General features: G+C 62.5%; 26 protein-coding genes. 11 read left to right on the top strand and 15 right to left on the bottom strand.

Going from position 1 to position 24,960, the window contains the following annotated elements:
- The first annotated feature begins 122 nt into the window (after positions 1-122).
- Genes AAFP29_RS02375 through AAFP29_RS02355 form a run of 5 tightly spaced genes read left to right on the top strand, consistent with a single transcriptional unit; the run spans position 123 to position 3,091 of the window.
- Positions 123-452, top strand: a complete 330-nt coding sequence (locus AAFP29_RS02375) for an ArsR/SmtB family transcription factor (RefSeq protein WP_419215698.1) — start codon at positions 123-125, stop codon at positions 450-452.
- Entirely contained in the window at positions 452-1,138 is a 687-nt protein-coding gene (locus AAFP29_RS02370; protein WP_419215697.1) for a cation transporter, read from the top strand. The genes AAFP29_RS02375 and AAFP29_RS02370 overlap by 1 nt, the downstream gene beginning before the upstream one ends.
- A 32-nt stretch (positions 1,139-1,170) precedes the next feature.
- Complete coding sequence (locus tag AAFP29_RS02365; protein ID WP_419215696.1) at positions 1,171-1,794, top strand: biotin transporter BioY; 624 nt, start codon at positions 1,171-1,173, stop codon at positions 1,792-1,794.
- Complete coding sequence (locus AAFP29_RS02360; RefSeq protein ID WP_419215695.1) at positions 1,791-2,492, top strand: energy-coupling factor ABC transporter ATP-binding protein; 702 nt, start codon at positions 1,791-1,793, stop codon at positions 2,490-2,492. The genes AAFP29_RS02365 and AAFP29_RS02360 overlap by 4 nt, the downstream gene beginning before the upstream one ends.
- A complete protein-coding gene (locus AAFP29_RS02355) occupies positions 2,489-3,091 on the top strand; it encodes an energy-coupling factor transporter transmembrane component T family protein (RefSeq protein WP_419215694.1) in 603 nt (200 codons plus the stop codon). Before AAFP29_RS02360 ends, AAFP29_RS02355 begins: the two co-directional genes overlap by 4 nt.
- 8 nt (positions 3,092-3,099) lie before the next feature.
- On the opposite strand, the gene AAFP29_RS02350 is transcribed toward AAFP29_RS02355, so the two are convergent.
- The 4 genes from AAFP29_RS02350 to AAFP29_RS02335 form a co-directional block, all read right to left on the bottom strand.
- Positions 3,100-4,029, bottom strand: coding sequence for a cation diffusion facilitator family transporter (locus tag AAFP29_RS02350; RefSeq protein WP_419215693.1), 930 nt, complete (start codon positions 4,027-4,029; stop codon positions 3,100-3,102).
- Positions 4,030-4,086: 57 nt separating this feature from the next.
- Positions 4,087-4,911, bottom strand: coding sequence for a GTP pyrophosphokinase (locus tag AAFP29_RS02345; protein ID WP_419215692.1), 825 nt, complete (start codon positions 4,909-4,911; stop codon positions 4,087-4,089).
- Between the two features lie 65 nt (positions 4,912-4,976).
- Positions 4,977-6,098: an FUSC family protein gene (locus AAFP29_RS02340; protein WP_419215691.1), complete on the bottom strand. Its 1,122-nt coding sequence runs from the start codon at positions 6,096-6,098 to the stop codon at positions 4,977-4,979.
- On the bottom strand, positions 6,091-6,540 hold the full coding sequence (locus AAFP29_RS02335; protein ID WP_419215690.1) for a DUF3151 domain-containing protein: 450 nt from the start codon (positions 6,538-6,540) through the stop codon (positions 6,091-6,093). The genes AAFP29_RS02340 and AAFP29_RS02335 overlap by 8 nt, the downstream gene beginning before the upstream one ends.
- Before the next feature lie 161 nt (positions 6,541-6,701).
- On the opposite strand from AAFP29_RS02335, the gene AAFP29_RS02330 reads away from it, so the two are divergent.
- Positions 6,702-8,516 (top strand): hypothetical protein, encoded by a 1,815-nt coding sequence (locus tag AAFP29_RS02330; RefSeq protein WP_419215689.1) that lies wholly within the window; start codon positions 6,702-6,704, stop codon positions 8,514-8,516.
- A 59-nt stretch (positions 8,517-8,575) separates the two neighbouring features.
- Here the strand turns inward: AAFP29_RS02330 and fbaA are convergent, their stop codons facing one another.
- Positions 8,576-9,610: a class II fructose-bisphosphate aldolase gene (gene fbaA, locus AAFP29_RS02325; protein ID WP_419215688.1), complete on the bottom strand. Its 1,035-nt coding sequence runs from the start codon at positions 9,608-9,610 to the stop codon at positions 8,576-8,578.
- A gap of 273 nt (positions 9,611-9,883) precedes the next feature.
- Between fbaA and AAFP29_RS02320 the strand changes: the two genes are divergently transcribed.
- Positions 9,884-10,618 (top strand): DedA family protein, encoded by a 735-nt coding sequence (locus tag AAFP29_RS02320; RefSeq protein ID WP_419216325.1) that lies wholly within the window; start codon positions 9,884-9,886, stop codon positions 10,616-10,618.
- Between the two features lie 45 nt (positions 10,619-10,663).
- On the opposite strand, the gene AAFP29_RS02315 is transcribed toward AAFP29_RS02320, so the two are convergent.
- From AAFP29_RS02315 to AAFP29_RS02300, 4 genes are all read right to left on the bottom strand, one after another.
- Complete coding sequence (locus AAFP29_RS02315) at positions 10,664-11,353, bottom strand: TrmH family RNA methyltransferase (protein ID WP_419215687.1); 690 nt, start codon at positions 11,351-11,353, stop codon at positions 10,664-10,666.
- Positions 11,334-11,882, bottom strand: a complete 549-nt coding sequence (gene pyrE / locus AAFP29_RS02310; RefSeq protein ID WP_419215686.1) for an orotate phosphoribosyltransferase — start codon at positions 11,880-11,882, stop codon at positions 11,334-11,336. The genes AAFP29_RS02315 and pyrE overlap by 20 nt, the downstream gene beginning before the upstream one ends.
- On the bottom strand, positions 11,879-12,841 hold the full coding sequence (locus AAFP29_RS02305; RefSeq protein ID WP_419215685.1) for a hypothetical protein: 963 nt from the start codon (positions 12,839-12,841) through the stop codon (positions 11,879-11,881). The genes pyrE and AAFP29_RS02305 overlap by 4 nt, the downstream gene beginning before the upstream one ends.
- Before the next feature lie 66 nt (positions 12,842-12,907).
- A complete protein-coding gene (locus AAFP29_RS02300; RefSeq protein WP_419215684.1) occupies positions 12,908-14,515 on the bottom strand; it encodes a GMC oxidoreductase in 1,608 nt (535 codons plus the stop codon).
- Between the two features lie 154 nt (positions 14,516-14,669).
- On the opposite strand from AAFP29_RS02300, the gene AAFP29_RS02295 reads away from it, so the two are divergent.
- Positions 14,670-15,311: a TetR/AcrR family transcriptional regulator gene (locus AAFP29_RS02295; RefSeq protein WP_419215683.1), complete on the top strand. Its 642-nt coding sequence runs from the start codon at positions 14,670-14,672 to the stop codon at positions 15,309-15,311.
- 238 nt (positions 15,312-15,549) lie between these two features.
- Complete coding sequence (locus tag AAFP29_RS02290; RefSeq protein WP_419215682.1) at positions 15,550-16,710, top strand: M20 family metallopeptidase; 1,161 nt, start codon at positions 15,550-15,552, stop codon at positions 16,708-16,710.
- 7 nt (positions 16,711-16,717) lie between these two features.
- Here the strand turns inward: AAFP29_RS02290 and AAFP29_RS02285 are convergent, their stop codons facing one another.
- The 5 genes from AAFP29_RS02285 to AAFP29_RS02265 form a co-directional block, all read right to left on the bottom strand.
- Positions 16,718-17,992, bottom strand: a complete 1,275-nt coding sequence (locus AAFP29_RS02285; RefSeq protein WP_419215681.1) for a geranylgeranyl reductase family protein — start codon at positions 17,990-17,992, stop codon at positions 16,718-16,720.
- Positions 17,993-18,161: 169 nt separating this feature from the next.
- Positions 18,162-19,457 carry an oxygenase MpaB family protein gene (locus AAFP29_RS02280; protein ID WP_419215680.1) on the bottom strand — a complete coding sequence of 432 codons (1,296 nt, stop codon included), beginning with the start codon at positions 19,455-19,457 and terminating at the stop codon, positions 18,162-18,164.
- A 214-nt stretch (positions 19,458-19,671) separates the two neighbouring features.
- Positions 19,672-20,235 carry a TetR/AcrR family transcriptional regulator gene (locus AAFP29_RS02275; RefSeq protein WP_419215679.1) on the bottom strand — a complete coding sequence of 188 codons (564 nt, stop codon included), beginning with the start codon at positions 20,233-20,235 and terminating at the stop codon, positions 19,672-19,674.
- A gap of 43 nt (positions 20,236-20,278) precedes the next feature.
- The gene (locus AAFP29_RS02270) at positions 20,279-21,124 is read right to left on the bottom strand and encodes an alpha/beta fold hydrolase (protein WP_419215678.1); all 846 of its coding nucleotides are present in this window, start codon (positions 21,122-21,124) and stop codon (positions 20,279-20,281) included.
- 2 nt (positions 21,125-21,126) lie between these two features.
- Complete coding sequence (locus tag AAFP29_RS02265) at positions 21,127-21,969, bottom strand: SDR family NAD(P)-dependent oxidoreductase (protein ID WP_419215677.1); 843 nt, start codon at positions 21,967-21,969, stop codon at positions 21,127-21,129.
- A 99-nt stretch (positions 21,970-22,068) separates the two neighbouring features.
- Here AAFP29_RS02265 and AAFP29_RS02260 point away from each other — a divergent pair, with 99 nt between their 5' ends.
- Both AAFP29_RS02260 and AAFP29_RS02255 read left to right on the top strand, forming a co-directional pair.
- Positions 22,069-23,535, top strand: a complete 1,467-nt coding sequence (locus AAFP29_RS02260) for an aldehyde dehydrogenase family protein (protein ID WP_419215676.1) — start codon at positions 22,069-22,071, stop codon at positions 23,533-23,535.
- A 72-nt stretch (positions 23,536-23,607) separates the two neighbouring features.
- Positions 23,608-24,195 (top strand): TetR/AcrR family transcriptional regulator, encoded by a 588-nt coding sequence (locus AAFP29_RS02255; protein WP_419215675.1) that lies wholly within the window; start codon positions 23,608-23,610, stop codon positions 24,193-24,195.
- Positions 24,196-24,200: 5 nt separating this feature from the next.
- Here the strand turns inward: AAFP29_RS02255 and AAFP29_RS02250 are convergent, their stop codons facing one another.
- Positions 24,201-24,902, bottom strand: coding sequence for a hypothetical protein (locus tag AAFP29_RS02250; protein WP_419215674.1), 702 nt, complete (start codon positions 24,900-24,902; stop codon positions 24,201-24,203).
- Positions 24,903-24,960: the final 58 nt, after the last annotated feature.

Genomic DNA, 24,960 nt, shown 5'->3' with positions numbered 1-24,960 from the left:
CGAGCCACCCACCGCTGGTCGAGTGCCCGACGAGGCGTTAGCCGAGGCGGGTGTATCGAGACCACCGCCCGCAAATAGTTCACGTTTGACTGAATACATCCAAATCTGTACTTTCTTCAGTCATGACAGCCGCGACGTCAACCTCAGCCTTGACCCGGTTCGGCCACGCTCTCTCGGACACGACACGGACCCGAATCCTGCTCCACCTCCGAGCGGGCGGCGCATACCCCGCTGAACTTGCCGAACACCTCGGCGTCAGCCGTCAGATCCTGTCGAATCATTTGGCCTGCTTACGCGGATGCGGACTCGTAGTGTCAGTTCCCGAGGGGCGACGTGCACGCTACGAGCTCGCCGACCAGCGGATTGGCCATGCCCTCGAAGATCTGCTCGGCCTGGTGTTGGCGATCGATCCTGGCTGTTGCCCCGACGCCGAGTCCAACGGCTGCTGCTGATGTCGCACGATCTCGACATATCCCCGACCAGCCGCCGTGGCCTGTTAAAACGGCGCATTCGCTGGTTCGTGGCCGCGACGATCTCCTACAACGTCGTCGAGGCGGCGATCGCACTGGTCGAAGGACATCGAGTCTCCTCGACGGCGTTGGTCGGGTTCGGGCTGGATTCGATTATCGAGGTGTCCTCGGCCGCAGCGCTCGCGTGGCAGTTCTCGGCGCGGGATCCGGAGACTCGCGAGAAGGCCGCCCTCCGATTCATCGCGTTCTCCTTCTTCGCGCTCGCCGCATACGTCGCAATCGATTCGATCACGTCGCTCGCCGGCGTCGGGCTCGCCGCCAACCACTCGACGATTGGCATCGCGCTGGCGACCGCGAGTCTGGCCATCATGCCGATCCTCTCCTATGCGCAACGCAGGGCTGGCCGCGAGCTAGGTTCGGCCACCGCGGTCGCAGACTCCAAACAGACTCTGTTGTGCACATATCTGTCAGCCGTACTACTCGCCGGACTGCTGTTGAACAGCCTGCTCGGATGGGGCTGGGCCGACCCGCTGGCCGGACTCGTTATCGCCGCCATCGCCGTCCGGGAAGGAATCAACGCGTGGCGGGGCGACACCTGTTGCCCCGCACCGGCAGCCACCGATTCGGCTGATTGCGACTGCTGCGACGACCAGCAGTATGGTGACTGACTGACATCAGGACGAGGAAAGCTCGAGGTGAGATGACGGCGCGAATCCGGCCAGGGATCTCGGTCACCGACGTTACGCAGGCCGCAGTATTCGCCGCGCTGATCGCAGTGCTCGGCTTACCCGGCACCATCAACATCGGATCGTCGGGAGTCCCAATCACTCTGCAAACTATGGGCGTGATGCTGGCGGGCGCCATCCTCGGGCCGCGCAAAGGCACTCTCGCGGTTGTCATCTTCATGGTTCTGGCGATAGTTGGTCTGCCGATCCTCGCGGGCGGACGCAACGGTCAGATGGCACTTAGCTCCGCCACCGCGGGCTATTTCATCGGTTTCCTGCCCGCAGTGCTATTCATCGGATTGGCGACCGCGGCGATGATGCCGCGTTATCGCATCATCTGGGGTTTCGCTATCAATGTGGTCGGCGGGATGGGCATTGCGTATCTGTGCGGCGCGATCGGTCTGATGGTCCGGACCGACGCGACATTCGGTGCGGCACTTGCGATCAATGGCACCTACGTCATCGGCGACCTGATCAAGGCGGCGGTCACAGCGATCGTCGCACAGCAGGTACATCGTGGATATCCCGGACTGATCGCACCGATTCGGTTGCGCCGCAGGACTTTCGACGCAGGCAGCTCAGAAGTCGCCGCCGAGTGACTGACGACGAGTCCGCGCCGACCGTCGAATTCGAAGGCGTCTCACACGGTTACGGCGATCGCCGGGTGCTGCGCGATATCAGCGCGACGCTGAGCGAGCGGCGGATCGGTATCGTCGGGGCGAACGGCAGCGGCAAGTCGACGCTGGCCCGGATGATCAACGGCCTCGTCGCGCCCGACGTCGGCACTGTGCGCGTCAATGGCGTGAATGTGACTGGGCGGCAACGACGCCGGGTGCGGCGCGATGTCGGCTTCATCTTCTCCGACCCCGACCGTCAGGTCATCATGCCTACCGTCATCGAAGATGTGGAACTGTCCCTGTCGCGCTCGGATCTGACCAAGGACGAGCGGGCCGCGACCGTCGCGAATGTATTGGCACGCTTCGGACTAGCCGGTCACGCCGACCACCCGTCGCACCTACTGTCCGGCGGACAGAAGCAGCTACTCGCGCTGGCGTCGGTGTTGGTGACCAGGCCGCGGATCATCGTCGCCGACGAACCGACGACGCTACTCGACCTGCGCAATACCCGCATGCTCGGTGAGGTGTTCGCCGGTCTCGACGAACAACTGATCGTCATATCGCATGACCTCGACATCCTCGTCGACTTCGATCGCGTCCTGGTTCTCGATGAGGGACAGCTGGTCTGCGACGATGCCCCCGCTCCCGCCCTCGATTATTACCGGACGCTCATGACATGACCGCGATGGGCATCTACCAACCGGGACATTCTGTGCTGCACCGGCTTCCGGTTGGGGCGAAGTTGCTCGGTTTGGCCGCACTGATCATTTTCCTCAGCGTATGGGTGAACACTGCAGCTCGCCTCGGCGTCGCAGCCGGCATTGTAGTGGCGGTATTCATACTCGGCTGGATCAAACCGAAAGTCGCGATCGCACAGCTACTTCCCTTGTTGTGGACAGTCGGATTCATCTTTGTGTTGCAGCTCATTTTCACGAATTGGCAACGCGCACTGGTTGTCTGCGGCGTACTGCTCTCGTCAGTCGCGTTGGCGATCGCGGTAACCCTCACCACTCGAACGGTCGATATGCTCGCCTGGATCAATTGGGTATTGAGCCCGCTGCGCCTAGTCGGCGTCCGCACCGAGCAGCTGGCATTGGGTTTCGCCTTGGCGATCCGCGCGATCCCGCTAATGGTCGAACTAGTACGTCAGGTCGAGGAGGCAAGGCACGCAAGAAACCTGCCACTTCGGGCGTCGACGATGGTTACGCCACTTGTTATTTCGGCGTTGCGCACGGCAGATGGGTTTGGTGAGACGCTGATCGCGCGGGGGCTGGACTAGCTGGCCGCCTACCAGGTCAGCTCGTCATGACAGCGCGCGCCGGCCCGGCAACTGTCGACCTGAATGGTCGCGTGATCCAAGCCATGTCGATGCAGGACCTGCTTTGCCGCTGCCAGCACGACGTCGTTGTCGGCATCACTCGAAACATGCACGGTCGCAACGTCCATCCCGGTGGTCAACGACCACACGTGTAAGTCGTGGACGTCCTGTACCTCGGGGATCGCGGCCAATTCGCCGCGCACGACGTCGACGTCGATATGCGCTGGTGCCTGCTGGTTGAGAATCCGCAGGGCGTCGAGCGCGAGACGCACCGCCCGCGGCACCACCCACACGGCTATCAGAACCGCGACGACGATGTCGGCGTAACCCCAGTTGGTTGTCATCGTGACGATGCCGGCAATCAATACCCCGACGCTGCCCAACGCATCGGCCAGCACCTCCATATAGGCACCGCGGACGGCGATCGACCCTTTCGAATCCGCTTTCAACAGCAGCATCACGACGACGTTGATCGCCAAACCAATCAGCGCGACGACGATCAAGGTGAGTCCGGGAACCTCCGGGTCGGTGCCGATGCGTCGGATCGCTTCGTACAACACGAATGCCGCGACGCCGATCAGTAATACCGCGTTCGCGACGGCGGTGAAGACTTCGGCACGATGCCAGCCGAAGGTCCGTTCGTCGGTAGCTTTGCCGTGTCTGGCCAGCAAGAGCGCGATCAGGCCCATGACCAGCGCGACCACGTCGGTGAGCATATGCCCGGCGTCTGCAATGAGTGCGAGGGAATTGGCGATGATGCCGAAGATCAGCTCGACGACGAAGAACCCGCCGATAAGTACCACCGACAGTGCCATCGGCCAGATTCGACGCTGTGCACCGCCCGAGGCGAGGTCCGCGGCGCTTGGCCCGTGCGAATGCCCTTCATGTGAATGTCCCACCCGGTCAATATATGCGTACTTCCGCATATATGACAAGTGTGAGGCTTACCTAACGCGCTAACCAGCCTCGGTGTCCGGCCCCCGCGAGAGTTCCCAGAGCCTTCGCAACAGGGTGTCGTCCAGGAGATCGTCGGGTGCCGCGCCGCCGCCGTCGAGGAGGCGGTCGCCGTGGATCTCGGTATGCAGTTCTTCCATCCGCCGATCGAGCTGTTCGGCGATCGCCGCGGCGTCGGCCAGCTCCCCCGCGAGATGACTGGGCACCGCGCGATCGTATTTGTAATAGATCTTGTGTTCCAGACTTGCCCAGAAGTCCATCGCGATGGTGCGGATCTGCAATTCTACTGGCACTGGCACCGGACCGGTGGAGAGGAACACCGGGATCTCGATGATCGCGTGTAAACTCTTGTAGCCGTTGGGTTTTGGATTCTCGATATAGTCCTTCACGGCGAGCACCCGAACATCATTCTGGGCAGTGATCGCCTCAAGAACACGGTACGTGTCGGCGATGAAACTACAGGTAATGCGAATCCCGGCGATATCAGTGATCTGCTCACGCACCGTCTGCAGCGACGGATCACAGCCACGCCGAACGACTTTCTCCAGGATGCTCGCCGGCTTCTTTATCCGCGACGTCACATGTTCGATCGGATTGTAGGAGTGCAGATGCATGAACTCCTGCCGCAAGATAGACACCTTGGTGAGCACCTCATCGACTGCGAACTGATACTCCATGAGGAATTTCGCGAAATCGTCACGCATCCGGCGGGCGAACGCCAGCATTTCTGGATTTGGCGGACCCTCGAACAAAGCCGACGCATGAGCGGCGACCAACTCTCGTGGGGTTTGCTCAACTTCGTCGTCGTTCACCGACGTATCACTCATCTATCGTCCTCGCACTTGCGGTCACTGGCTTCGACGGTACCGATTGCTTAGAGGTAACCGGCGTCTCACCGCAGTTGCGCTATGGCTGAGGTTCGCTTGAGCCCGCAGATCATGAACATGTCGACGACAATCGAGCGGACCTGCGCGAGCGTCGCGGCCTCGGCCATCGACGACTCCACCACCAGGTCACGGTTGGCCTTGCGGCCGATTCGACGCACCACTTTCGCGGAGTCACTCTGGTCGGGAAATTCGCCCGGATCGGCCATCATCATCGCCCGCAGGATGTCGAAGGCGTAGCCGAAGTCGGAGATGATGGACACGATGTCGTCGGACAGGGTTTCACCACGCTCGACCATCGACAATGCCCGACGCGACAGCACCCGGAAATTGCGGACCGCGTTGTCGATGGGATCGGCGGTTTCCGATATCCGCTCCACCCGTTCGCGCGAGCCCCAATACAGCGGCGACATTCGCGATACCTCCTGGCCACCGCCCATATCGGCGCGCATCAGGTTGATCGCGGTCTGCGTACCGCGCGCGTCTTCCAGGGCGTCGAAGACCTTGGCTTCGTCGGCGTCGCGTAATCCCTCAGCGAGTTTCCACGACGCGTCGCGCATGGTCGCCAACACGCCAGCGGCATCCCGACGAGCGCGGTGCGAGGGATTCACCGGCAGCAGGGCGACCACGACAATCCCGATGATGCCGCCGATCAGCGCATCGATGGCTCGGGTAAAGCCGCCGACGCCACCGGGCGGTAGCAGGGTCGCAACCAGCGTCGCCGACGACGCGGCCTGCATCGGAACTAGTGGACCGTCGTCGAGGAATACCGCGATCGACATCGCCAGAATCACCACGACGACGATCTGCCACGTACCCGAACCCACCCGTGCGACGAGCAGGTCGCCGATCAGGATACCGATAACCACACCACCGACCAGCTCGAATGAACGTCGCCAGCGTTTACCGAGGGATAAGCCAAGCGAGACCACGGCGGCGATCGGCGCGAAGAACGGTGGCTGGCCGGTGCTGCCGGTGACCAGACCGGCCACCCACCAGGCCAGCCCCGCCGCCAACGCGCACTGCAGGATCGGAACTGCCGATAGCCATAGTCGGCGCAACCGTCCCTGTAACGAGTCCGGGAAGGTCAGAAACCAGGCATGCAGCCTGGGCCGGATGGGACTAATCAATCCCGAGATGACCGATCGCGGCCGGATCACTCTCGTTAAGGAGGTCAAGGCAGCGCAGGTACTCGTCTTCCTCGCCGATGGCCTGCGCGGCGCGGGCCAGCACTCCGACGCACCTCAGGAACCCCCGATTGGGCTCGTGGCTCCACGGCACGGGACCGAATCCCTTCCAGCCGTGGCGGCGCAACTGGTCCAGGCCGCGGTGATAACCGGTCCGCGCGAAGGCGTACGCGGTGACGTAGCCCTGGTTCGATGAAGCGGAGTCGGTCGAATCATCGACACCGGCGAACGCCGCTTCAGCCAGATATGCCCACGCGATCGACGCCGTCGGATGCGCTGCGGCGACATCGGCCGGGTCCGCCTTGTTAAGCAGGTCCGATTCGGCTTCGTCATCGCCGGTAAGCAGGGTTGGGTTGGGCCCGAGAAGATCTCCGAAGGAAGTCACCCACATATACTCTCACCGATCGACCTGTAAGCCACCGCGATGTCGGGACCGCGGATCATTAGATAGGCTGGTACGACCCGGGGTGAGCGCACGCGCCACCCCGTCTCAGCGTGACCGCACCGCTGCACGGCGGGATTTCAACAGAAGGCAGGACGTGCCGTATGGCGCCATCGGACGAGACCAAGCGATTCCCCGCACCCAAAAAAGCGGTCGGACGAGCAATCGCCGCGTTCCGCAACCGCGGCGAAAACGATACTCCGGGTTCCCCGAATATCACGCGCGCCGCGCCGCCTGCGGAACCGTCATCGTCCGGCCCGGTTGAATCGACGTCGGACGCGACCGCGCCGTCGGAGCCAACAGCCCCCGCACAGAAGCCTGACACCGAGACGACCCCGGCTGAACAGCCCCAGACTGAGAAGACTCAGGCCGAGAAGACCAAGCCGGCCTTGAAACCCCGCGGTGGCCGCGGCATCGACTCGGCAACCATGGTCATCGACAAGTCGAAACTGCCCAAGGCCGAAGATCTCGAAGACCTCGACAAGATCAACGCACTCGGCAACGACTCCGATGACACCCCGACCGAATCTGTCGAGAGCGACGACGTCGCGGACGCGGCAGCCGATCCGAAAGAGGTTGTGTCGGAAGAGGTTACGTCGGACGAGACCGCATCCCCAGAAACGGATGAGGCACCTGACTCCTCGGCGGAAGATTCTGACGCCGATACAGACGTAGACACCGGGGTAGACGCCGCAGACACTGACGCCGCGGACAATGACGGCGCGGACACTGACGATTCCGATGGCAAGGCCGGCAAAGTCGCCGCGGCAACCGCCGCCGCGGGAGCTGCCGCAGTTGTAGCGACTGCCGCCGCCAAGGCCAAGTCCGACGACGACGTCGAGTCGCAGGACACCCCGGCAGACACTGATAATACCGACGAGCCTGTGGGCGAGAAGGACGCCGCTGAATCCGACGCCGCCGAGTCCGACGCCGCTGAATCCGACGAGACTGGTTCCGACGCCGCCGAGTCCGACTCCACTGAGTCCGACGCCGCCGAATCCGAAGACGGCGAGACGGACCAGGCTGAGTCGGAGGACACTGCGGCAGACGAGGTTGAGTCGAAGGACGCTGAGTCGGAGGACGCCGAGCCGGAGGACACCGAGTCGAACGATGCTGGGGCCGATTCCGAGGATTCTGCCGAGACCGAGACGGAAACCAACTCGACAGACGACGCGGCAGACACCGACGCGGTCGACTCCGAAGCCAAGACCGTCGCCATCAAGAAGCCCGACACCACCTCCGACGAGGACGACGAGGACTCCGACGGTGACGAGGCCGCGAAGGACGATTCGGCCAAGGACGAGGCCGGCAGTGAAGCCCCGACGACGGCGATCCGCAAGCCGGAGATCCGCAAGTTGGAACCCTCGACGACTGTCATCAAGAAGCCGGCAGCTGCCGCCGGTGCGGCAACCGCGAGCCAGCCGCCAGCGAGTCCCGGTTGGCCGGCGACCGGGCATGAACCGCAGGTCATCACCCCGGATACACCCAAGAAGACCAAGCGGAAGTGGCCGCTGTTGGTAGCCGCCGCAGTCGTGGTCGTCGTGGCCGCCGCCGCTGTCCTCGGATTCATCTTCGGACGCTCCCCCGCCGATGCGGACCAGGCGGCCGACGTCGCCGTGAGCTACGTCAAAGCACAGAACAATGGTGATATCGCGACCCTGCGGTCGGTTACCTGCGGAGAACGCCACGACTACTACACCCGCGTATCCGACGCCGATTTCGCGAAGTTCTACGAGTCGCAGAAAACTCGCAACGAACTCGTCAACATCTCCGGGGTGAAGGCCGCGAAGGTGACCGGCGGCAATAGTGCCGTGGTGGAGGTCAACGCCTACCGGACGAGCACCCCGCAGACCACGTCGCCGGTCTCGATCAACCTGCAGAAGCAGGGCGACGACTGGAAGGTTTGCGACCCCGCGTAGCGCAGACTCGACAATAAAGCGCCCCTTGGTTTCCCAAGGGGCGCTTGTTGTTTCGCGGCTTACTTGCCGATCGAACGACCCGCTGATTTGAGGTCGTTACAGGCCTCGATGACACGCTCGGTCATCGACGCCTCGGCCTTCTTCAAGTAGCCGCGCGGGTCGTAGAACTTCTTGTTTCCGACCTCGCCATCAATCTTGAGCACACCGTCGTAGTTGGCGAACATATGTCCGGCGATTGGGCGGGTGAAAGCGTATTGGGTATCGGTGTCGACATTCATCTTCACCACTCCGTAGCTCAGCGACTCCTCGATCTCACTCTTGAGCGAGCCGGACCCACCGTGGAAGACGAAGTCGAACGGCTTCGTCGCGGCATCGACGCCGAGTTTCGACGCCGCGGCCTTCTGACCGTCGTCGAGCACCGACGGCTTGAGCTTCACGTTGCCCGGCTTGTAAACGCCGTGGACGTTGCCGAAGGTGGCGGCCAGCAGGTATTTGCCCTTTTCGCCCGCGCCGAGTGCGTCGACTGTCTTCTCGAAGTCCTCGACCGAGGTGTAGAGCTTGTCGTTGATCTCGGCCTCGACGCCGTCTTCCTCGCCGCCGACAACGCCGATCTCAACCTCGAGAATGATATTCGCCGCAGCGGTCTTGGCGAGCAGTTCCTGCGCGATCTCCAGATTCTCATCGATCGGCACGGCCGAGCCATCCCACATATGCGACTGGAAGAGAGGATTCTGACCGTTGCGAACGCGCTCGGCGGAGATCTCGATGAGGGGCCGGACAAAGCCGTCGAGCTTGTCCTTGGGGCAGTGATCGGTGTGCAGCGCGATCGTGACGTCGTATTTCGCCGCTATCACATGCGCGAACTCGGCGAGTGCGACCGCACCGGTGACCATGTCTTTCACTCCGAGGCCCGAACCGAACTCGGCGCCACCGGTGGAGAACTGAATGATGCCGTCGCTGCCGGCGTCGGCGAAACCCTTGATCGCCGCGTTGATGGTTTCCGACGACGTGCAGTTAATCGCCGGGAAGGCGTAGCCGCCCTCCTTGGCCTTGGCTAGCATCTCGGCGTACTTCTCGGGAGTTGCGATGGGCATCGGGTCAATCCTCCATACATTTCGGGCCCCGGCAGCGTTACAGGCCGCGGCACTCTATTCGGTCACAACTCGCTCGTGGCGAGTCGGAAACTCTTACGAGGAACGCGACCGCGGTCATGTCGGGTGACAATCGCCTCGGTCGTCGCGAGCATCACATAAGTATGGCAAGTGGGGTTCGGGTCCGCAGCGATGGGGATTCGATGAGGCCGATCACACTTGCCAGCGCGCACTCAGCCAGGCTTCAGGTCCCGCCGGGTAACCTGTATCCCCGTGATGACTGTGTTGACCGATTCCACCACCGCCTGGGCAACCGAAGCGGCGGGCACCGTGACCAACGTGGCCCTGATGCCCGGGTTCATGGACCCGTTCAACCTGATCGGCTACTTCGGCGCCTTCGCGTTCTGGGGACTGCTGATCGTCATCTTCATCGAATCGGGCGTGCTGTTTCCGGTCCTGCCGGGCGACTCCCTGCTATTCGTTGCCGGTCTCATCGCCGCTGGTAGCGCGAGCGCCGAACACGCTCAGCAGGTCGAGGACTCCGGTCTAAAATTGTGGGCGCTGGTCATCGGCGTACCGATCGCCGGCATACTAGGCGGACAAGTCGGGTATTGGATCGGCCGGTACGTCGGGACGTCGATGTTCAAACCCGACGCCCGCTTCCTCAAAGAGAAGTACCTCGTCGAGGCACACGAATTCTTCGAGAAGCGCGGACCGTTCACCATTTTCATCGCACGTTTCGTACCTATCGTTCGCACCCTGGCACCGATCGTCGCTGGTGCCGCGCAGATGAAGTACGCGATCTTCAGTCTGTACAACATCGTCGGAGCGATCGTCTGGGGTGCGGGAATCGTCCTGCTCGGATACTGGCTGGGTAGCTTCGAGATCATCCAGAAACTCATCGAGCCGATCTTCATCCTGATCGTGTTGGTGTCGGTGCTACCGATGGTCTGGGAGTGGTACAAGCGCCGCAAGAAGACAACGGACGAGCCGGTTTCCGACGTCGCGTAGGCCGGACGGGTTACGGCGTCTCGATACACCGGCGAACCAGGTGTGCTACCAGGCCTCATCGAGATCGGCGTGCTGACTTATCCAGGCGTGCATGGCAATTCCCGCGGCCACACCGGCGTTGATCGACCGAGTTGAACCGAACTGGGCGATCGATACCGTCATGTCCGCTGCGGCTTGGGCATCGTCACTCACGCCTGGTCCCTCCTGACCGAAAAGCAGGACACAGTCACGCGGTAGCTTCGCCGTCTCCAAACGCTCGGACCCAGGCGTATTGTCCACGGCGACAACGGCTAACCCCGCCGACCGCGCCCACGCGACGAGATCCGCGACGGTCTCATGATGTTCGATGTGCTGATAACGGTCGGTAACCATAGCGCCCCGACGATTCCAGCGTCGTCGGCCAACGATGTGTACCGCGGCTGCCGCGAAGGCGTTCGCGGTGCGGACCACGGTGCCGATGTTGGCATCGTGCGCGAAGTTCTCGATGGCGATATGAACTGGATGTCGCCGAGAGTCGATATCCGCGATGATTGCTGCTCGCGTCCAGTATCGATACGCGTCCACAACGTTGCGGGAATCGCCCTCGGCAAGCAGCTCGATGTCGTATCGCTCATCGGTCGGCAGCGGTCCGTCGCGTTCAATTGCCCACGGCCCCAACCCAACCGGCGCCGACCGCGCCTGCCACTCGGTAGGTCCCGCGTCAGATTCGGAACGGTCAGGCAAGTCCGAGGTCACTCAACCCCAGCAATGACCGGTAGGGCACGCCCAACTTGCCGATCACCGCATCGGCGCCGGTCGCCCGGTCCACAACGGTCGCCACGCCGACGACATTCGCACCGATGGCACGAGCCGCTTCGACCGCGGTACTGGGCGACGCCCCGGTGGTCGAGGTGTCTTCGACGATTAGAACGTCGCGCCCGACGATGTCGGGACCTTCGATTTGCCGTTGCATCCCATGGGCTTTCGCCGCTTTACGCACCACGAACGCATTGATCGGGCGCCCGTCGGCATGCATGATCGACGTCGCGACCGGATCGGCGCCCAGGGTCAGCCCACCGACGGAGTCGTACGACCAGTCCGCGGTCAGTTCACGCATGAGCTTGCCGATCAGCCTAGACGCCTCGTTATGCAAGGTGGCGCGCCGCAGGTCGACGTAATAGTCGGCTTCTTTACCCGACGACAGAGTGACTTTTCCGTGTACGACCGCGAGTTCGGTGACCAGCTCGGCGAGGCGGGCGCGGTCAGTGTCGGTACTTGTGGTCAACGATCATCCCGTCGTGAATGGTCGGTCGGACGCTGCACCGGCATCGGCCCGATTCGACGTCCAGCGGTATTGGTATTTGGTCCGGGAACGCGAGTGCGCGGTGCGGCATCGCCGTGTTCGCCCGGAGTACGAGGCGCTGGCCGCGAAGTGGCTGGCGGAACTGCCGCCCAGACCGTCGTCTTCTCTTCCGAAGGGGCTGGCTCACCCTCGGTGGTCTCGGCCTGCTCGTGTGCCGACTTCCGCAACGCGGCACCGCGCTGCTTGTCACGCATGTTCTCGGTTTTCTCGTCTGCGAGTTCGGCTCGTGCGGGACCGTGCGGGTCGCGGGGATCAGGCGATCCCTGCGGGTCGCGCACCGGAGGCAGCACTCGCAACAGGTCCGCGAAGCGCCGGACCACGTCGAGGGCAGTATCCAGTTTGGCATCATCGGCGGTCAGCGGCATTGAACCGATTGCCCATTTGCCCTCGGTCCACAAGATCTCGATGAACGCCGGCGCATTAGTGGCAAGCGCGATCATCCGCCGATCGCAGACCCTGCGGGCGACCTCGAGATCGTTGGCGAACATCACGCGCGGACCCATCGCCCCAAGGAGTTCGACGTCTTCTTCGGCGGGCGCCAGTACGTCTTCATGTCGCAGATCGACGATCACCGACGACGGCGCGGTGCGCCGCACCGCGACCACCGTGGCCGTTTCGACTAGATCGAAGATGACCGCCTCGGCGTCCTCGTAGCTGCCATAAGCGACGTCGCGGACCGCGACATGGTCGGGGACATCCATTGCTGCCCGACGAAACACTTTGCGCAACTTGGTATCTGACTCACGGTAAGCAAAACCGTGGCGGTCACCCCAGACTGCGCGGTGGTGTCGTTTCTCGGTCGACCGTTGCCGATCGAGCCACAGTAGAGCCCCAGCGCCGGCCAGAGCCAGGGCTGCGATCACGAAATACACGATAGCCATCGCATTACAGCTTACTATCGGCGCCGCGAACTGCTCGTCCAACACCCGACATCTGCTCGCGCCGACCTAGATGATCGTGCCGACATCACGGGCGACGATAGTGTCCAGCGCACGTTCGACGACGGCGGCGATGGTCATCGACGGATTACATGCCGCCGCTGTACCGGGGATCAACGAACCGTCGAGAATATAGAGTCCACGCTGGCCTTTCACTCTCCCGTCAAGGTCACAGACGACTCCCATCGCGGCACCGCCGAGGGGATGCCAGGTCGTCGGAAGCAGCGCGTTCGAGTCGACGAGAGTTGCGCCGGGACCAGCGATACGGCGCACCGCCGGGTCGATATGCCCGTTCTGGATCGCCGAGTCACCATTCTTGGGCCAGGACAGAATTGCCTCGTCGCGGCCAGAATCGTAGACATAGCGCCCCCGACTGCGACTGACGCCATATCCGACGAGCATCGTCGTATGGGCATCGAGGCCCATCGGCGGGATCGACGCTTGGATCACCGTGAACGCCGACGTCGGGTCCGTCCAGTTCAAGCTGCCATAAACAACCGGGCCACCCTGTTCGACACCGAACCTGTTCCGCGGATCAGTCCAGGTGTAGATGCGGTCGGCGTTGGTCCCCCATCCACCGCCGAGGCCGTCAGGTAGATCGGCGATATGCCCGAGTGCATGGGCACGCACCAGCAATCGGTTGGTATGTACCGCTCCGGCGGCCATGACCAGCGTCGATGCGGTCATCACGATCCGCTCGAGACACCGGCCCGTTTCGTCGGTGCGGTCCACGCGCACCACCCAGCGGCCGTCGGCGGCGCGTTCGACGCCGGTTACCTCGTGCATGGTTCGGATGTCGAGGTTGCCGGTCGCCTGCGCCTGGGCCAGATAGGTGACGTCGACGCTGTGCTTGCCTCCGTTGTTGACTCCGATCGAGCAATCACCATTGGTATAGGACGGCGCCATCTTTCCGCTCAATTCAGCCGTGGCGTATTGCCAGTCGATCGGCATCGGGATCTTCGACAACGGCATACCCGCCCGCCGCACGTTGCGTGCGAAGGTTCGCGGCGCCTGATAACTCCGGCTGCGGATCAGTGCATCGGGTGCGGTCTGCACCCCGAGCATGCGGGCCACTCGCGGATAGTGGATCCGATTCATCCGCCGCCAGTCCAGCGCGTTCGGCAGATACTCGTTGAATACCGACTCTGCGGGTTGCAGGGTCATACCTTGGTAGACAAGTGATCCGCCGCCGAGTCCAGCCGCGCAGATGGGCGTCATATTCTCGCCCGGCACCGCGTCGAAGAGTCCGACATAGGGGTCGAGCGTAATTGGCTCGCCGAATAGCTGCGGGGCGGAACGGTGCCATAGCGCCCGCCGATCGGGTGCTGCCGCATGCGGGAATGTTCGCGCGTTTGGGCCTGTGCGCCAACGCTTTCCACGCTCAAGTAGGGTGACCGGCACACCCGCCCGGGTAAGTCGGAGCGCCGTGACGCCGCCGCCGAACCCGGATCCGACGACCACAACGCGATGCTCTTCGCGCCGCAGCCGGACTCGCGCCGGGGCAGCACGGGCCGTGCCGGTCTGGCCGAGACCCCCCGGAGTCGCCGTCGCGGCACCCACCGTCGCGGCACCCACCGTCGCGACGCCGCCGAGAAACGATCTGCGCGAAACCTTCACCGTGAGTATCTCCATTCTCAACATAGATCTCAGTCATTTGACTGATTTGATGTACATGTTTGATTCGGGATCTGGCGTCAGATGTCCACGTTCGCAGTTGTCGATGCCGACCGATCTGCCCCAATCACCTCGACGGATCGCGCGATGGTGGAATATGTACCTCGTGGGAGGCGCACGGAGCGAACAAACAGCGGAGACTCGGCAGCGACTGTTACGCGCCGCAGAGGCTCTATTCGCGAAACAGGGGATCGCGGCAGTATCGAATAGACAGATCAGCGAGGCGGCCGGGCAGGGGAACAATTTCGCGGTCGGATACCACTTCGGCTCCAAGGCCGATTTGGTGCGCGCCCTCCTGACCCAGCATCAGGAAGCGATCGACCTGATCCGCGGGCGCATGGTGGAGCAACTCGGCTACATCGCAGAATTCCGACAATGGTTAAATTGCCTGGTCAGACCACAGTTCGAATATATCTACGAGCGGGGCAAGGACTCATATTTCGGCCGTTTTTGCGCCCACGCGTCGATCGAGCCGACGACTCTGCAACTGTTCTACGACTCGGCCGCAGCTTCGCCGCCGATGCTCAGAACGCTCGAGGGAATGTACCGAACGTTGCCGAACCTGCCGGCAACCGCGATTGACATCCGCAACACGATGACGCGTCACGCGATCGTGCACTCGCTCGCCGACTTCGAGAGCGCCCTAGCCAGTGGCGGGACCGATCAACCTGGCTGGTCCGCATTCTCCGACGGTGTGACCGATGCGCTGGTCGGGTTATGGCTCGCACCATCGACTTAGCCGCTTGATCAACCGCGCATACTGCACCTCCTACGTCATTTTCCCGACCTATCGGTCGGCGAGAATGCTTCAATAGTCAGTCACCTGCCTTATTTCCAATCAGCGGTCTCGCATTTTGTGATCCATGTCACCCGATAGTTGGTGTTCGCTGGGCCGCGAACCGGCCGGGGTCCGGATAGGCGCCGACTGCCCGCGACTGACAGGATGGTGGATATGTCGCGAGCCGAAGGGGTGTGAAATGCCAGATATCGACCAGTTCATAGCTGCCAAGGCGCTCACCGATCTGACGATCGCCCTGATCGAGGCACCCAGCGAGAATCCCGGCGGCACCGAAGAGGCCGCCGTAGCGGTACTGGCTGATGCCTGCCGCCGAGTCGGCCTGACCGTATCGACCCAAGAGGTAGAGCCTGGACGACCCAACCTGACCGCGACATTACCCGGCGGCCCCGGTCCGGGTCTGATGTTTCTCGGACACTCCGACGTCGTACCAGCCGGTCCTGGCTGGACCGGCGATGCCTTCCGGCCACGAATTGCCGCCGGACGCATCGTCGGACGAGGTTCGGCAGATATGAAAGGCGGTCTGGCCGCCATCGTGATCGCGATGGGCGCACTCGCGTCGGCGGGCGTTAAACTCACCGGTCCGGTGGAACTCGTGTGCACGGTCGACGAAGAGGACTCCGGCCTGGGTGCGCGTGATTATGTTGCGCAACAATTTAATTCGACTTACCGAGGCTGCGTCGTGGCCGAACCCACCAAGCTCCGCATCGTGCACGGCTGCCGCGGCGCTGCGTACGTCCACATCGACATCACCGGTCGCGCGGCTCACTCCGGCCGACCAAGCGACGGCCGTAGCGCGATCAACGCGGCAGCCGCCATCATCGATGTGATCACCATGGACGATCTGGCCGCGCACCCTGATCCCATCCTCGGTCCGGGCAGTTGGAATGTCGGATTGATTGAAGGGGGACAAACGATTTCGACGGTGGCACCGATGTGCTACCTCGGGGTCGACCGCCGCCTCATCCCCGGCGAGCAGATGACTGACATCGTCGACCGGCTGCGCGCGCGCATCGATGCGGCCGGAATTTCCGGCAATGGGATCGACGTGACGTTACGTCCCACCTTGGATACGCCGGCATTCGTGACCGCGCCCGACGACCCCTTGGTTGCCGACAGCGCTGCCGTATTGGCCGAGCTGAGTCTGCCGTCGGAGGTCAGCACATGGAGCGCAGCCTGCGACGGCGGCTTCATCAATCGCGAATTGGGTGTTCCCGCAATAGTTTTGGGTCCGGGAGACATCAACGGCCAGGCACACCAGGCCGACGAGTCGGTAGCGATCAGCGAATTAGTCGATGCCGCAAGGGCTTACGCGCGGATCGCGCTGCGAATGCTCGGCTAGGACTCACTCAGCGGAACGGGCGTTGTCCGCGCCGATCCGCGAACAAACTTGCCTTTCCGATGGCGCGCGCGACAAACGCCGCATCATCATTCTCATCCTCACCGACCAAGTTATTCATCAGGCGCACGCCACCGCGCATTCCCTTGTCCCAGGCCATGAATCGACTCGCAACTGTTGCGGTAGCCCTGGGATAGAAGAAGATCGTCGCCAATCGACGCAGTCCCGAGAATGCCTGACCGTAGTGCTCATCGAGCAGGTCGGGCCAAATCTCGGTGAAGTCTGGCAATCGGAGCAGATCAACGGCGAGCCGGCCCGTCTCAAGTGCGTAGTCAATACCTTCACCGGTCATCGGGTTGACGCATCCCGCGGCATCGCCGACCAGCATCCAGTTACGGCCGGCAACGTTGGACACTGCGCCGCCCAATGGAAGGAGCGCAGACTTCGCTTCCATCGGCTGGCCGATCAGCCCCCATTGGTCACGCATATCCGACACATACTTGTCGAGAAGAGAACGCAGTTGTACGCGGGCTGGACGACGCGCTGTCGAAAAGGCAGCAACACCCATATTGATCAGCGCGTCGCCATCTGTCCCCGGACCGAGCGGGAACATCCAGCCGTAGCCGGGCAACGTTACTCCCGCGTCGTCTTTCATATCGAAATGTGTTACGAGCCAATCCCATTGGGCATCAACTCGGACATAGGAGCGGACCGCGGTGCCGTATACCGTGTCGCGATGCCATACGCGTCCAAGCACCTTTCCCAGAGCCGACCGCACTCCGTCGGCGACAATGAGGACTCCGACCGCGACGTCCCAGGTGGTTTCGCCCCGTTGCAGCGTCACCGAGATCACGCGACCGTCTTCGACCACTGCATCAACCGCCTTCGCCCCACACACCATCGCGACGCCGGCATCCAGCGCGAGTCCTCTGATCTTCTCGTCGAACTCCTTTCGCACAATAGCGCTGCCGTAGGTCGGAAACGCCCCTTTGCGCGACCACTCAACTTTGTGATCGCGGCCCCAGCCATGCACATGCACCCCGACCGTGCGCGGATGTTCGTCGAGCCAGTCGACCAGGCCCAACTTCTCAAGTTCCAGCACCGCACGTGGCGTCAGTCCATCACCACACGTCTTATCCCGCGGGAACTCCGCCATGTCGATGAGCACCACGTCGTGTCCGGCACGAGCGGCCCACGTCGCCGCCGACGCTCCTGCCGGGCCGGCACCGACTACGAGAACGTCTGCGCGAGTCGGCGTTATCGGATCTGCCAGCGGTGCGGGCATGTCGGGTTCTCCCTCTATCGTCAGTCGGCCGCGTCGTCAGCCAGACTATGACACAGTAACGCACATATTGTGCCTTTAGACAAGCGGTGCCACGTCTTCCGAAAAGGCTTGGCACTCAGTTCAAATCGGCGCCACTCAACCGAGACGACATACCCCGGACGAGGTGCCCTCAGTGCGCCGAAGCCCAGTCAGCGTGATGCACTGGGCAGCCTCGCTGGGCGCCGCTGCACACATCACATATCTCGGCACCGACAGCCCCGACACCACCGCATTCGGCACATTCAGTCAGCTCGCGCTGGCATTTGCGGCAGGCCTCCCCCACCGGTGCCACCTCGACCCGCATTGGCGATTCCCCGAGCGGCCCCACCGCAGCGTCGACCCGGCATGCCCGAGCGATAGCCAGCGCTTCGCGCGCCGACTCCAGCGTGATGTCTTCCGGCCGCAATCCCTCACGCTCGAAAGCAGCCGCAGCCGCAGGGGTCAACCGATATTTCAACGGCGCCCCGGACCGCCGAAGTGCGATTCGCGTGAGCCGCAGAAAGTGAACGTAGAGCCGGAATCTGACCTCCTCGGCGCGGCTAAAATCCAACTTCAGTTCGTCGCGCAGGTTCTTCTCCAACGGCCCGACAGTGATCATCCGTAGAAATCCACTCAGCGCCGGTCTGATGACCTTCGCGGCCGAACGCGCCTTCGGTGGGATGAGTTTGCTGGGATCCGCGCCGCGCCGCGCCAATCCAACCGTGTACTGAGCCAGCTTCGAGTCGGTGAGTTCGTTACGCAGGACATTGTCGAGGTACTTTTCAAATTCGTCATAGGTCTGCGGCTGGGCCCGATCATCGACACCGAACATCGAGAACCATTCCTTCGATTCCTCGAAAATCTGCTCGCGCTCCGCGCAGGTCAACGGTCTCTCCAGAACTCCGAGATCACTGGCGCGGAGAATCCCCTCGAAGAAGGTCACATGCGCCCAGTAGAAGGTCTCGGCGTTGATGGCGTGATATTTCCGGCCGTTCGGCATGTCACCTTTGATGGATTTGTGGAAATTGCGCACCTGAATGCCGTATTTCACGGCCTCGTCGGGCGGCGCGAAGAGTATCCCATTGATGGTCATCTGACTACTGCGGGCCCGTTGGGTGAGCACATCAAAGTCTTTCGACGACACAACAACCGAATGGTCGGATACGCCCTGACCGAGTTGGGGCCACATGTTCTCGACGATGGCGGTGCGCTGTCCCGTCGCCGCCTGCAAGAAGGGATCGCCCATATATTTCCATAACAGCGAATTCGGCGGCACCGGATACTGAGCGCGTTCCTTGGGACGCAGACTGTCGTCCCCTGCCCGCTCCGGTACCCGCGTACCCGCGTAGTAGACGTTCTTTCCGACTATCTCGTCGTTGACCAGCACGTCGGGATCGGAGGTTTCGGCAGCGGATGGGTTCTCCAGCCCGGGCATGATTCTCGTCATGGCACTCCTTAGGTGTATGTGTGCCATTCAATGTAAGCGAGCGCGGCACATATTTCAATATTTGTGCCATGCATTCCCCGCAGATGCCTGCACCTGGTCGGTGGACAGTAGATAACCCCCTGGCCAGGGGGTTATTTTGCGACTGAGACCCGTGCGACACAAACCCCCGATCGGGTGTCACAATGCCTCTGGGGTCTCTCGGCCTTTCAGCACGTTAGTGAACGAGCTGCGCCAAATGAACTGTCGCGAAACGACGTACGGCACGCTCGTCGTCGACGGCGACACCGGGGATCGGAACCTCATTCATCGACCACGCGATTCGGACTAGGAGATGACTGGCCTCGGCCAGCGTGGCGTCGGGCATAGTCGCACCCGCACGACGCAACGTCGTCGCGACCCGGCCGGCGAATACCGCCATCGCCTCTTCACGTACCGACCGCAGGACCGAGAACAGTTTTCCCGCCTCGTTCAATCGCAATACAGCGGTGAAGAACGGGACCTCGTGGGCCAATCGCGCGGTAGTGCAGAACGCTTCGACGACGGCGGCCTGGGGCGGGAAGCCACGCGTCGACCGATCGAGTTCGCGGGTCATATCCCCCAGCACCTTCTCGGCGACGCCCAGGAGCAGGCTGGTCTTAGTGGGAAACCTGCGGTAAACGGTACTTCGGCTCACCCCCGCACTCGTGGCGACATTGTCGACATTCGCGCGCCGCATTCCGTCGGCCTCGAAGACCGCCTGCGCCGACGTCAGAATGGCTGACACGATGTCGGCATTCATAGCTACATCCGCTGTGGCCGTGGCTACGACATCCGCGGTCGACCTATCGCTCACTGATCCAGCCGTCAACGATCGACGCGACCTCGTCGGGCTGGCGAGCCCATCGATTATGTCCAAGTCGTCCCTGTGTACGCACCCGAGTCACTGGCGCGGACTTGAATTTCGTTGTGAGGCAATCACTTTCAGCAGGACTGAGAACCGTGTCGCCGGCGACCCTGATCGCCAGCACGGGTAGGTGGCACCGCGCGATTGCCATCTCATAATCGATATCGGCGCCGACTGGCTCGTAACGGCCAGTCATGATGACCCGGGACATATCGGTCACCATCGGCGCACTCTGGCGGCCGATCCGTGGCGCTCGGGCATAACCCGTGCGCTGCACCACTTCTGGCGCAACCCGAGCCGCCGCCACTCGCATGACGCGATGAGTGCCGCCACGAGTTCGCCGAAAATGACTTGTCCCCGAGGCCACCAATATTAGCCCCGTCGCCAGCGTATACGGTCGGCTGGCGTAGAGCGCCGCGATCTGCCCGCCAAGACTGTGCCCGAGTACATATTGCGGACTGATCGGAAAATGCCTGCGCGCCAACGCTTCCACCGCAACGTAATCCTGCGCGGCTTGCAGATGCAGACCGAATCGACTCTCCGGACCTGCCTGTGGGCGACTTTCCCCCTGTCCGCGCAGTTCCGCACACACAACGTTGAGTCCGAACTCGGTGAGCCGTCGGGCGAATGGATCGTAATACTGCGCGCCGACACCGATTCCCGGCCAGACAGCCACCACCGGGCGGCGCGCATCCGCCCGCCAGATCCGGACCGGCGTCTGAGTGCCGTCGGGAAGCTGGATCGCGTCGGATTCGGGCTTCTGCAGCAACTTATCGTTCACCATGATCAGCTCTGCGCCACGCGAGCGTCGTAATCACCGCGACGTTCGGTATCAGGACTCATAAACAGCCGGTAGTACCTACGCTGCGAGAGCAGCCGGCGTTTCAGAGTGCCGGGCATGAGACCCATGCCAGCCACACCGGCGATGTAGCCGGGCACCACCGTGTGCAGGCGACGCGTCTCGATCGCATATCGCACCCCGCGGGCAACGTTCTCCGGCGTGACTGTCGGTCCGGGGAAGTCGATTCCGTCGATCAGTGCGGTGCGGGCGAAGGACGGCTGAACCGTCGAGACCGCGACTCCCAACGGCCCGAGTTCGCCGCTGGCCGCTTCGCTGAAACCGATGACGCCGAACTTGGCCGCGTTATAGATACTCAGCCCCGGAGCGGCAAGACGACCGGCTATGGAGGCGACATTGACGATATGGCCGTCACCACGTTCAACCATTCGCTGCGCGGCCAGTTGAGTACCGTGAATTACCCCGAGCAAATCGATATCCACGGTCCTGGAAATCAACCCGGGTTGATAACCCAGCAGCGACCCGACCGGCATCACACCCGCATTGTTCACGTAGACGTCAATCGGCCCCAGTTCGGCTTCTACGAGGTCCATGAAGTCACCAACCGAGTCCCGACTGGTCACGTCGACTTGGGCACCGAGCACTTTGGCGCTCGCCGCTGATTCGTTGACTTGGGCCTCGTCGATATCGCCGATGGCGACATGCGCACCGGCATCACGGAGCTCGAGCGCCGTGGCAAGTCCGAGGCCGCGGGCACCGCCGGTTATCGCAATGACGCGCCCCACCAGCGGATATCGGGCCTGCCTGCGTGATCTTCTCGTCAATGCCACGTCGTCTACCTCTCTCGGAGCAACTTGGCACATAGATATATCACATGTGCCATACTGTGCCCAGTCATCCTCCGACCTCAAGACAAGCGAGCTGACCACATGGCCCAATCCGTTCTAGAATCCGCCGCCGTACCGCCGCGCACCTCGGCGCTCGACGAGATACTGGAATCCGCACGCGCGGCATTCATCCGCGACGGCATCCCGGACGTGAACACCCGCCTTGATCGCCTCACCAGGTTGGGCGCGATGGTCACCGACTGTTGTGACGAGCTCGCCATCGCCATCGCCCATGACTTCGGCACGCGGCCGCGATATCTCACGATGACCGGCGACATCGGGGCCGTGTTACTTGAGATCGCAGAACTCCGCCAGCAGTTGCCCAAGTGGATGAAAACCGAACGCCCGCACCGCTGGCGGCGGATCGTTGGATTGGACCAGTCCGTCCGATACGACCCACTCGGGGTCATCGGCATCGCAGCGCCGTGGAATTTTCCTATCCAGCTCTCGCTGACACCGACGGCCGGTGCGCTCGCTGCTGGTAACCGAGTGATGCTGCGACCGTCGTCGATGACTCAACGGACCTCAGCGGTCCTTGCCCGACACGTTCCGCACTACTTTGAGCCGGAGGAATTCACGATCGCCACTCGCGCCGACGGCCCGGGATCTGCATTCTCGAAACTCGATTTCGATGGCTTCTTCTTCACCGGTTCACCCGAGATCGGCCGTGAGGTGGCGAGGGACTGCGCCGCGAATCTCACGCCGGTGACCTTGGAGCTCGGCGGAAAGAACCCCGCGATCGTCGATCGCGACGCCGATCTGCGCACGGCGGCTGACCGCATCGCTCGCTCCCGGCTCACCAACAGTGGGCAAGTATGTCTGTGCCCCGACTATGTATTCGTGCCGCAGGAGAATCTGGATGAATTCGTCGCCGACGTCCTCGCAACATGGCGGTCGATGTTTCCGGCCATCGCCGCGAATGATGATTACACCTCGATCATCGACGACGACGCCTATCGGCGCATACTCGGTTTGATATCCGACGCGCGGGATCACGGCGCGCATATCGAACAACTGATTCCGGCGCGCGAACTGCTCCCCGACCCAGCGAGCAGAAAGATCCCGCCGACAGTCGTCACCCGGCTGACGGCGGCGATGGAGCTCGAACGACAGGAGGTCTTCGGGCCCGTCCTCTCGGTCTACGGCTACAACCAATTGGACGAAGCGGTCGACCATGTCAACGCACACGACCACGCGTTGACGCTCTATTGGTTCGGCCCCAAGAACACGCGCTTCGTACACGCAGTGGATCGCACTCGGTCAGGTTCGGTCAACGTCAACGACTTCTTGTTGAATATGGCACCGGGCACGCCCTTCGGAGGTGTCGGCGCTAGCGGATACGGCAGCTATCACGGCGAGTACTCCTACCGCACATTCAGCAACGCCAGGACAGTCGCTGGTTCGGCGATGCCACTGTCGAGCGCGCGGACGATCGGGCCTCCGTATTCGCGGGCGGCAACCACCGCGGCAACGCGCGGCGTATACGCGAGTAGACATCTGTTCCGATGACGCCCCGGCGTCTCGTCCAAGCTCCTGAGCTAGGATTACGCATCACCGTTGGATGCCCCGGAAAGCGATATCGTGACCGTCCGCAAGCGCAAAACCCGCACGTCTGCGGCACCTGACCATCAGCAACAGTCCCTTCTCGATGTTGCGGAATCGATGATCGAACAGCTCGGTTTCAGCAATTTGAATGTGGACCGGGTGGCCGAATCCGCTGGCATCAGCCGCCGGACTTTTTATCGTCGGTTCCCCAGTAAAGATGACCTGCTGATCGCTCTTTTCGAACGGGTGGCGAAACAGGCGATGAAGCAGATCGACCACGCCACCGCAGGATTGGATCCGCAGGAGACAGTCGTCGAAGCCTTCACAATCGCGGCGCGGTGGGCCGAGCTTTCGCCGATCAAGGCCGAGATGATCCTGCGCCGGCAACACGTGATCTCAAATATGGTCACGCATATGGAAGCGGAGGTCACCGAGTGGGTCGCCGCCGCGTTGCGCAAGTCGGGGGCGAAGATGCCTGAAGCCGATCTCATGGCGGTCTCGGAAATCCTGACCCGTCTGGTGGTGTCTTTTGCCGAGCGGCCGGATTCCTCGCAAGTGGATATTCGCAATGCGGACTCAGTTCGCGAGTACGCCAAGCGATATCTCACCCAATTGGTGTGGTGACGCTGCTACCCGCCGGTGCCTGCTGACGGCGACGGTGAGGGCTGGCCGGGTGGTTGTGTCTGGCCGGGCGCGGCGGGCGTCTTCCCTTCCGACAACGCCGTGCCAGTGCCGCCGACATCGGTGATCGTCCAGCCGCTGGCTTTGTCGAGGGTGATCGTGAAACTGCCGGTAGTGATTGTGCCGCTGGGTGATTGGGTGCTCTTGGAGGTCATCTCCACAAATGCGTCGACGACGAACTGATCACCTTCGCGACTACGCACCTTGGCAGCCAACGGTTTCACCGTCGTCACGTAACGAAGCTGCGCGAAGAGGGGCTGCACCACCGTCACCGCACCGTCGAAGCGAGTTTTGAGTTGATCGCTGACTCCTGATTTCAGGGCGGTTCGCCACGCGTCGATATCTTCGTAGTTGACTCGCGCGGTACCTACCGCGTAGTCGAGGGCCACCCGCTCTGCATTCGTGCTGTCGGTCTGTTCGGCCCGGAGTTGCGCCAACCGGTCGCCGTCGTCGTTCAGTCCCGCGACCAATACCCAGGCCACGCCAAGAGCAATCACCGCTACCGTCGCGACGATCGCCACGGCGGAAACCACCCGGTGCGTTTTGCGCGAAGGTTTGTCACCACCGCCCCGCGCGATCCGACGTCGCGCGCGCAGCCCGGTGCGGGTCGGTACCGCGTCGGCGGTCTCCTCATTGTCGGTGAGCGACATAGTTATTCTCCTTCAGCGAGCCGGGGTCGCGGATTCGATTATTGGAAAGCCTGGGGGG

It is taken from the genome of Gordonia sp. CPCC 205333 (genome assembly GCF_048537885.1).
Lineage (GTDB): Bacteria > Actinomycetota > Actinomycetes > Mycobacteriales > Mycobacteriaceae > Gordonia.
This window is presented reverse-complemented; position numbering and strand designations above follow the sequence as displayed.

What these genes read in the sequence shown, in the direction of transcription:
- AAFP29_RS02250 (WP_419215674.1), bottom strand. Translation starts at nt 24,902, where the DNA reads ATGTCGCTCACCGACAATGAGGAGACCGCCGACGCGGTACCGACCCGC.
- AAFP29_RS02275 (WP_419215679.1), bottom strand. Translation starts at nt 20,235, where the DNA reads ATGAATGCCGACATCGTGTCAGCCATTCTGACGTCGGCGCAGGCGGTC.
- AAFP29_RS02285 (WP_419215681.1), bottom strand. Translation starts at nt 17,992, where the DNA reads ATGCCCGCACCGCTGGCAGATCCGATAACGCCGACTCGCGCAGACGTT.
- AAFP29_RS02295 (WP_419215683.1), top strand. Translation starts at nt 14,670, where the DNA reads ATGTACCTCGTGGGAGGCGCACGGAGCGAACAAACAGCGGAGACTCGG.
- AAFP29_RS02290 (WP_419215682.1), top strand. Translation starts at nt 15,550, where the DNA reads ATGCCAGATATCGACCAGTTCATAGCTGCCAAGGCGCTCACCGATCTG.
- AAFP29_RS02365 (WP_419215696.1), top strand. Translation starts at nt 1,171, where the DNA reads ATGACGGCGCGAATCCGGCCAGGGATCTCGGTCACCGACGTTACGCAG.
- AAFP29_RS02260 (WP_419215676.1), top strand. Translation starts at nt 22,069, where the DNA reads ATGGCCCAATCCGTTCTAGAATCCGCCGCCGTACCGCCGCGCACCTCG.
- AAFP29_RS02330 (WP_419215689.1), top strand. Translation starts at nt 6,702, where the DNA reads ATGGCGCCATCGGACGAGACCAAGCGATTCCCCGCACCCAAAAAAGCG.
- AAFP29_RS02345 (WP_419215692.1), bottom strand. Translation starts at nt 4,911, where the DNA reads ATGAGTGATACGTCGGTGAACGACGACGAAGTTGAGCAAACCCCACGA.
- AAFP29_RS02280 (WP_419215680.1), bottom strand. Translation starts at nt 19,457, where the DNA reads ATGACGAGAATCATGCCCGGGCTGGAGAACCCATCCGCTGCCGAAACC.
- AAFP29_RS02370 (WP_419215697.1), top strand. Translation starts at nt 452, where the DNA reads ATGTCGCACGATCTCGACATATCCCCGACCAGCCGCCGTGGCCTGTTA.
- AAFP29_RS02320 (WP_419216325.1), top strand. Translation starts at nt 9,884, where the DNA reads ATGACTGTGTTGACCGATTCCACCACCGCCTGGGCAACCGAAGCGGCG.
- fbaA (WP_419215688.1), bottom strand. Translation starts at nt 9,610, where the DNA reads ATGCCCATCGCAACTCCCGAGAAGTACGCCGAGATGCTAGCCAAGGCC.
- AAFP29_RS02270 (WP_419215678.1), bottom strand. Translation starts at nt 21,124, where the DNA reads ATGGTGAACGATAAGTTGCTGCAGAAGCCCGAATCCGACGCGATCCAG.
- AAFP29_RS02375 (WP_419215698.1), top strand. Translation starts at nt 123, where the DNA reads ATGACAGCCGCGACGTCAACCTCAGCCTTGACCCGGTTCGGCCACGCT.
- AAFP29_RS02305 (WP_419215685.1), bottom strand. Translation starts at nt 12,841, where the DNA reads ATGGCTATCGTGTATTTCGTGATCGCAGCCCTGGCTCTGGCCGGCGCT.
- AAFP29_RS02355 (WP_419215694.1), top strand. Translation starts at nt 2,489, where the DNA reads ATGACCGCGATGGGCATCTACCAACCGGGACATTCTGTGCTGCACCGG.